Origin of the sequence: Streptomyces gelaticus (assembly GCF_014649535.1) — a bacterium.
Lineage (GTDB): Bacteria > Actinomycetota > Actinomycetes > Streptomycetales > Streptomycetaceae > Streptomyces > Streptomyces gelaticus.
Map to the genome: position 1 here is coordinate 597,288 of NZ_BMTF01000001.1, position 7,850 is coordinate 605,137.

Sequence of the window (7,850 nt, forward strand, 5' to 3'; positions counted from 1 at the left end):
GTGGGCGTCACTGGGCGGGCTTCGGCCAGTCCTGCGCGTCCGCCCACGCGGCGTACGAGGTCCAGGGGACGGCGGGGAACTGCATCCGCAGCGCCGCCATGTCCACCTGGTAGCCGCCGTTCACAAAGAAGCTGTACATGGCAAACATATCGGGGTTCACGGTACGCAGGTCCTCCAGCGAAGACTGCCGGAACGCGACCGGGCCACCTGCGGCCCGACCGATCTCCGCTGCCATCCGGACCGGCGTGGGATCGTCGCCGGCCAGCTCGATCCGCTGCCCGATCCAGCGCTCCGGATCGGCGACGACCGCGGTCACGACACGGCCCAGATCCTGCCGCGCCACCTGCTGGATCGGGGTGTCGCCGGGGACCGGCATGGTGAGGCGGCCGACGGCCACCTCGTCCATGGCGCCCAGGGCATTGTCGTAGAAGTAGGTGGGCGCCACCACCGTCGCCGGCAGCCCCGAGGCGGCCAGCAGTTCCTCGGTCCTGGCCTTGGTCTCGAAGTGCGGGACACCGGTGTCACGGTCCGCACTGGCGACGGAGGCCATCACCAGATGTGGCAGAGCGGCGTCCGCGGCGGCCCGTACGATCGCCTCGCCCTGGGCGACCTCGGCGTCCAGGCCGTCCTGGAACGGGGTGGTGACGGCGAACGCGGCAGCGGTGCCCCGGAACGCCTCGGCGAGCGAGGCCGCGTCGAACAGATCTCCCGGCACGACCTCCGCCCCGGCCACCGCCAGCGCCCTGGCCCGTCCGCTGCCGGGGTCGCGCACCACGGCGCGCACGGCAGCTCCCGCCTCCAGCAGGGCGGCAGCCACCGCGCCACCCTGGCCACCGGTCGCGCCGAGTACCGCGACGGACATGAGGTCTCCTTGAGCGAGCGACATGTGTCCATGCTTACCAGATCCGGCCGGAGCTGCCACCGGGAGGGGTCAGCTGCCGGAGCCGGCCGCGTTGCGCCAGACGGTGAGGTCCAGAGTCATGTACGTACTGGGCGAGTCCTCGCCGGAGAGCCCCTGGACCGTCACGAGGCCCATGTGCCCGGTTTCCGTCGTGACACAGATCTGCCGGCCCTTCGAGATCGTGTTCAGGTAGATGGTTTCGGTGAACCGGGTCTCGGCACGGCAGGTCGCGAGCGAGCCCTCCTGCCCCGGATCGAGCAGTACCAGGCTTCCGCCCGTGGTCTCCGCGTCGAGGTATCCGCCGGTGTCCTAGGAGAGTTCGTACCCACCGTCCTCGCCCTGCTGGGGCCGGACATTGTCGTCCCCGAGCGTCAGGTGGTAGCCGGCCGTCAGGTTGATGCCCTTGTACTCGGCGGGCTTCGGATCGGGCTCGTTGCTCGGCTTGGAGTCGGTCTCCTTCTTGCCGTCCTTGGTCGCGTCGCTCGTCCGGCCACCCTGCGAGGAGTTGCCTGCGTGCGTCTGCTCGCCCTTCTCCTTGTCGAGCAGGAAGTACAGGGTGCCGCCACCCACCACACCGAAGACAACCGCGGCGGCGATCGCGATGACCGCACGCCGCTTGCCCCTTCCGTTCCGGCCAAGTGCTCAGAACCGGGAGGACGCTGCCGGTGGTGAGCCCGGTTGCAGCTGCGGATCCGGCGGCAGCCTGCGAGCCGCGTACGTGCCCGCGCACGCCGTCAGCACCACTACACAGCCTGCGAAAATCAGCCCGGCCTGGCGCAGCCCGAGCCAGGTGGCCATGGCGCCGACCCCGACCACCGGCAGGGAGATCCCGCCGTAGGCGACGACGAAGAACGCCGAAATGGTGCCGCCGCGATGCTGTGTCGGGGCGGCACCGCTGATCAGGGTGAGCGCGGCACGGAATGCCAGGCCCTGGCCGGTGCCGCCGCACAGTGCGCCCAGGACGAGCAGGAGTAGGGACTCGGCGAGCAGGGATGACGCCACCAGCAGCAGGCCGACGACGAGGACACCGCAGCCGACCGGGAGCGCGAGGCGTGCGCCGACCCGTTGGGTCAGGGACTGCCCGGCGGTCGAGGCGAGGAAGACGGAGAAGACCACGGCGCCCGAGACGGCGGGATTGTGCACACCCAGTGTCCGCGAGGCGAAGCTCGGTGCGACCGCGGTGAAGAGGCCGAGCAGTGCGAATCCGGCGAAGGCCGCCAGCGAGGCGGGCAGGAAGACCCCTTTCACCTCGGATGGAACGGACAGTCCCTGCGGCTTCAGGGGTGGCCGGCGCTTCGGCGCGGCAACGGTCTCCGGCAGAAGCCAGGTGATCCCGCAGGCAAGCGTCACCAGTCCCAGGTGGACCCAGAACGGAAGCGTCAGCGGCCAGGGCGTGTACTGCGCGAGGATCCCGGAGAGCAGTGGTCCGCAGCCCAGACCGCCCATGTTCGCCGCGGTGGCGGCGAATCCCGCACGCGCCCTGTGCTCGGGCCCCGCCAGTTCGATGACGGCTGCCGTCGCCGCGCCGCTCAGCAGCCCGGCCGCGCAGCCGGACAGCAGTCGCCCGGCGAAGAGCAGCGGCAGACCACTTTCCAGCAGGAAACACCCCGCGCTCGCCGCCGAAAACGCCAGGGCGCACAGGAGCACAGGTCTGCGGCCGGATTCGTCGGAATAGTTTCCCACCACCAGCAGCACCGTGATGACCGCGACGGCGTAGACGGCGAACACGACGGTCACCATCAGTTCGGTGAACCCGATCTGTTCCTGGTAAAGACCGTACAACGGGGTGGGCAGGGTGGTGCCGGCCATTCCGATGGCGAACACCAGCGCCGCGGCCACGTACCCCGGCCGCCACCTGTCATCGGCTTTGCGTGTGCATTCGTGAACGTTCACGCGCATCACCTCGCGACCGGCGCTCCGCCGCGGCCGAGTCCGGGGCGGCTCAGTCCCAGAGCTCGTGTGTCACGACCCGCTCCGTGTACGCCGGCCTGCCGTCGGTGTAGACGAGGTGGAGTCGGGTGAACCGCTGCTGCTCGGGGTGGGACTGCCAGGTCTCCGGGTGGTCCAGTTTGACGATGACGGGGTAGGAGTGGAACGTGCCGGCCGCGCAGTAGGGCTGACAGTCGTTCACCGCGTCGAGTGCGGTGCCCGTGGCGGAGTTCGCTCCCCAGTGGGACCAGTGGATGTCGATGAGGCGATTGTTGCCGTCCCCGCAGGCGAGCAGGAAGTCGCCGGGGCGTACCTGCGGGTTCGAGAAGCAGTCGACGGCCACCGTGCGAGCCGGTGGGCGGGACTCCGTGGCTGCGGGGGATGATACGGAGGCGGATGCCGGACCGGGAATCGCCGCTGCGAACGCGGCGGCGGCGCACAGCATGACCGCTGTCCTGAGGTTGTTCGGATGCATATCGGCTCCTCGGCTGCCTCATGTCGGGCCCACGCCGCCGGGGGCGGTCGCCGGGCGTGGTGCCCTTCTTCCAGCCGTCGTTCCTGAATCGACAATATGGCCACACCCACTGATACACCACCCGTAAGAGTGATAACAGTGTAAAAATGGTGCGAAAGGTGTTCGGGCTGTCGCCCGGATGACGTCCGTTACTGGTTGGCGCTGCCTTCCGGTTGCGCCTTCGTCGTGGGCGTGCGGGCGGTGTGGTCCGCGGACCCCGTGGCCGACTCCCACTCCGCACGTGCGGGGCCGTCGAACGCGGGCGTGTAGTCCGGGTGTTCGTCCAGCCAGTGCGCCAGACGGGCGCGCACCTCCTCGGTGCCGTACGCCTGATCGGCAGTCAGGACGAGGTGGCGGACCTTCGCTCGTGCGCGCATGACCAGCGGGTCGTCGAAGGCGCAGGCGGCCAGGGCGGCCCGCTCGCGGCCGGCCGCGGTGGGAGGTTCCGTCGACACCCGTGCGGGCTCGCCGAGTTGAGCCGCATTGGCCCGGTCCGCGGCGACCTGGGCGTCGAACCATGGGCGCAGGGTTCGCACCGCCCATCGGTGGTACGCGACGGCGAACGACGCCGGGTCCGAGGCTGTGCCCGCGTGGTGGGCCACCCACTGCCCCGCCCGCAGGGCCATGGCCACTCCCTGTCCCGCTGTGGGATTGGTGTACGCGAGCGAGTCCCCGACGCCGACGAGGCCGGTGACCACGGGCCCGGCGGCGTCGGCCGGCGCGGCCCAACGATTGTGCAGGCCGCCCATCGCGAGCACACCGGAGACCGGCTCGGGCTCCAGGTCCAGCCACGCCGCGATGGCGGGAAAGGTCCGCGCGACCCTCTCGAACACCGCGGGGTTCCGCAGAGCCGCGCGGGTGGGATCGGCGGTGGAGACCGTCAAGGACGCCGCGAAGATGCCGTTGTCCGACGGGAACACTCCGCCGACCGCGAAGGCCGAGAACGAACCGGGCCTGATGCGTCCGGGATCGCGCGGGCCCTCGGGGCGCAGCCGGTACCAGCGGCAGAAGTATGCGATCGGGACGCGACGGTTCTCCACCGACGCCTCCCGGCAGCCTTCGTTCAGCAGCCATCCCGGCACCGGGGACCGGCGCCCTCCGGCGTCGACCACCAGATCCGCGCGGTGCGCCTGAGACGCGCACCGTACCCCCGTGACCCGCGGGATGTCACCGCGCCGGTCGACGACGAGCCCCTCGGCGGCCTCCCCGAGCCTCACATCGACGCCCGGCTCGCGGTGCACCGCTTCGTGCAGCGCGGCCTCCAGTACGATGCGCCGGGTCTGGACCGTCACCAGGTCCTCGTCCCCCGGGCGGGCGGGCGGCCGCTCGGCGAACCAGTCGAACTCGTTGTGTTCCCGGGCCCCCATGCGCAGCATCGCGCGGTACGTGTCCGGAGCCTCCGCCCGCAGCACGGTTCGGACCGGGGCCAGAAGACCGTGCGGCTGGACCGCCTGCGGCACACCGGGGCGGTGCCAGCCGAAGAAGTCCTCGTCGAGGTCGCGTCCCGGCCGGTGGCCGTCCCGCTCGAACAAGGCCACCTGATGGCCCCGACGGCCCAGGAACAGTGCTGTGGCCAGGCCGCCGATCCCACCGCCGACAATCGCAACCCGTGTCAATGTGGTCCCCTCCACGCCATGTTGCCGACCCACCGTATTCCAGGTTCCCAGGGAGAGGCGCCTGACGGGGTGTCGGAGGGATCGGCCCCGCTCGCCCGGAAGCGGCCAGGCGTCCTTGGCGCACGGGGACGCGGGCCGACCGCGTGGCCACACATGAACCGACGGGTGACGGCCGTCCGTTCCTGAGCGGGTGCGCGGCGGGGTTCCGCAACCGGCCTGCTCGGAGCGGAGGTTCGAGGTGAGCCCAGGGGTGCTCGGCCTCGATCCGGGTGACGAGGGTCAGGAGCGTCCCCTCGCTGACCAACGGGCCGACGAACTGCACGCCGAGGGGAAGTCCGTCGGGAGCGCGGTAGGTCGGGACGCTCATCGCGGGCCGGCCGGTGATGTTGGCCAGCTGGGTGTACGGGGACGCCGAGAGATTGGCGATCATCGCGCGCTCCCACACACGCCCCGGTCCCGGCCAGGGCTCCCAGCAGCCCCAGCCGCATCAGGGTTTGGGCCACGGCTGGTCGTGCCATCCGTCCAGTTCCTCCAGGGCCCACCGGCTGACGCGCTTCACCGCCGCGACCGCGACACCACCGCCACGAGCCGCGGGCAGGAGCCCGGCGCAGCCACGAAGGGCGCCCGACGAGCAGCTGCCCATCGGGCGCCCTTCGTGGCGCGTCCGGATGATTCCCCTCCCGGGACTGGTGTGCCGGCCCGGGAGGAGCGGAGTGTGCCGGATCAGACCGCCGGGGCCGGGTAGGTCGGGTACTCCACGCCGGAGACGTGCTGGACGACGCGGATGACCTGGCACGAGTAGCCGAACTCGTTGTCGTACCAGAGGTAGAGGATCGCGTTGTCGCCATCGACCTTGGTGGCGCCGGCGTCGACGATCGAGGCGTGGCGCGAGCCCATGAAGTCGCTCGACACCGCGTCCGGGGCGGTGGTGAAGTCGATCTGGCGCTTGAGCGGCGAGGTCAGCGACACGTTGCGGAGGTAGTCGAGGACCTCGTCGCGGGTCGCCTCGCGTCCGAGCCGCAGGCTGAGGATCGCGATCGAGACGTCCGGCACCGGAACCCGGATCGAGCTGCCGGTGATCGGCGCCTTGAGCTCGGGCAGCGCCTTGGCGACCGCCGACGCGGCACCGGTCTCGGTGATGACCATGTTCAGCGGCGCGGAACGGCCGCGGCGGTCGGCCTTGTGGTAGTTGTCCAGCAGATTCTGGTCGTTGGTGAACGAGTGGACAGTCTCCACGTGGCCGCGCAGGACGCCGTACTCGTCCGCCATCGCCTTCAGCGGCGGCACGATCGCGTTGGTGGTGCAGGACGCGCAGGACAGGATCTGCTCGTCAGGCTTGATCGTGTCGTGGTTGACACCGTGCACGATGTTGGGGACGTCGCCCTTGCCCGGCGCGGTCAGGACGACCTTGTCGATGCCGGGGCGCAGGTGCTTCGACAGACCCTCGCGGTCGCGCCACTTGCCGGTGTTGTCGATGAGGATGGCGTCCTTGATGCCGTACGCCGTGTAGTCGACCTCGGACGGATCGTTGGCGTAGATCACCTTGATCTCGTTGCCGTTGGCGACGATGGTGTTCTTCGCCTCGTCGACGGTGATCGTGCCCTGGAACTGGCCGTGGATCGAGTCGCGGCGCAGCAGCGAGGCGCGCTTGACGATGTCCTGGTCGCCGCCCCGGCGGACGACGATGGCGCGCAGCCGCAGGCCGTTGCCGGAGCCGGCCTTCTCGATGAGCAGACGGGCGACGAGGCGGCCGATACGTCCGAAACCGTAGAGGACGACGTCGCGTCCGTCACCGCGCTTGATCTTGTTGGCACCCGTGGCGCCGGACACGGCCTCGGCGGTGAACTCCTCCACCGAGAGGCCGCGCTCGTCGGCGGCGTAGGTCGCGGCGAGCATGCCGATGTCGATCTGGGAAGGACCGAGGTCGAGCGTGGTGAGGGCCTGGAGGAACGGCAGCGTGTCGGTGACCGACAGCTCCTCACCGGCGATCTGGCGAGCGAATCGGTGGGTCTTCAGGATGCTGACCACCGACTTGTTCACCAAGGATCGGCTGTGGAGCAGGACCGTTACGTCCCGCTCCCGGTGCAGTTTCCCGATGACCGGGATCATCGACTCCGCGATCTCCTCGCGGTTCTTCCAGCTGGTGAACGAGTCGTCATTGACAGTCACAGGTTTATCTTTCGAGCTAGGCGGCGCTCATATGGTAACCCCTCGCTACTTTGGTCATCCAAGCGGGCCGCCCGGGCCGGTGCTGTCAGGTCGTCTCGCGTACGGCGCGGGCCAGGACGCCCAGGTCCGCGGCCAGTTCGGGCGCGATGGTGAGCGGCGGGTGCCCGTCGCCGCGGCGAGGTGCGCGGCCGGTCGAGGAGCACGGCGCGCATCCACATCCGCTCCTTGGTGCCGTCGTGCGGGCTTCGGGGAGGTGAGGATCTGTTCGCGCGGCAGGGGATCGACCGAGAGGGCGGTCGGGGCGTCGAGGCCGAGCGGATCGGTGTCGACGGGCAAGTCCAGTGGATGGCGGGCAGGCCCGGCAGATGCAGGGCGAGGTGTCCGTGGGTGCGGTGGGCGTGGGCGCAGTCGGCGGGGCCCGGATGAGACCCGGGTGCCGGGGGAGTCGGGTGTCGGGGTCGGTGGTGACCGCGAGGGCGCCGGAACCCGCGTCGACGACCTGGTGGTCGTCGTGCCGAGTCGTCGGTGAACCGGGCTCGAGCGCCTGGAAATGGCCTGGTGGATGTGACGCCACCCATAGGGTCCACATCACATCCTAGGGCGGATAGTAGGCACGGGGTCGCCCGAACGGCACGGAAACAGCCCAGAGCATCTCATTTCGGACATTGCTCCGTATTGGGGTAGTACGTCACATCATTGACCCCCGTCCCGGGCGCCGCTA

General features: G+C 70.2%; 6 protein-coding genes. All 6 read right to left on the minus strand.

Annotated elements, in window-relative coordinates:
• Positions 1 to 7 precede the first annotated feature (7 nt).
• The 6 genes from IE107_RS02660 to IE107_RS02690 all read right to left on the minus strand — a co-directional run bounded on the left by IE107_RS02660 (position 8) and on the right by IE107_RS02690 (position 7,129).
• A complete protein-coding gene (locus IE107_RS02660; RefSeq protein WP_189540521.1) occupies positions 8 to 862 on the minus strand; it encodes an NmrA family NAD(P)-binding protein in 855 nt (284 codons plus the stop codon).
• A 348-nt stretch (positions 863 to 1,210) separates the two neighbouring features.
• Positions 1,211 to 1,471 carry a hypothetical protein gene (locus IE107_RS02665; RefSeq protein ID WP_189540525.1) on the minus strand — a complete coding sequence of 87 codons (261 nt, stop codon included), beginning with the start codon at positions 1,469 to 1,471 and terminating at the stop codon, positions 1,211 to 1,213.
• Positions 1,472 to 1,543: 72 nt separating this feature from the next.
• Complete coding sequence (locus IE107_RS02670) at positions 1,544 to 2,800, minus strand: MFS transporter (protein ID WP_189540527.1); 1,257 nt, start codon at positions 2,798 to 2,800, stop codon at positions 1,544 to 1,546.
• 43 nt (positions 2,801 to 2,843) lie between these two features.
• On the minus strand, positions 2,844 to 3,173 hold the full coding sequence (locus IE107_RS02675; protein WP_308434200.1) for a hypothetical protein: 330 nt from the start codon (positions 3,171 to 3,173) through the stop codon (positions 2,844 to 2,846).
• Between the two features lie 320 nt (positions 3,174 to 3,493).
• Entirely contained in the window at positions 3,494 to 4,960 is a 1,467-nt protein-coding gene (locus tag IE107_RS02680; RefSeq protein ID WP_189540531.1) for an NAD(P)/FAD-dependent oxidoreductase, read from the minus strand.
• A gap of 723 nt (positions 4,961 to 5,683) precedes the next feature.
• Positions 5,684 to 7,129, minus strand: a complete 1,446-nt coding sequence (locus IE107_RS02690) for a glyceraldehyde-3-phosphate dehydrogenase (protein ID WP_189540533.1) — start codon at positions 7,127 to 7,129, stop codon at positions 5,684 to 5,686.
• Positions 7,130 to 7,850 lie beyond the last annotated feature (721 nt).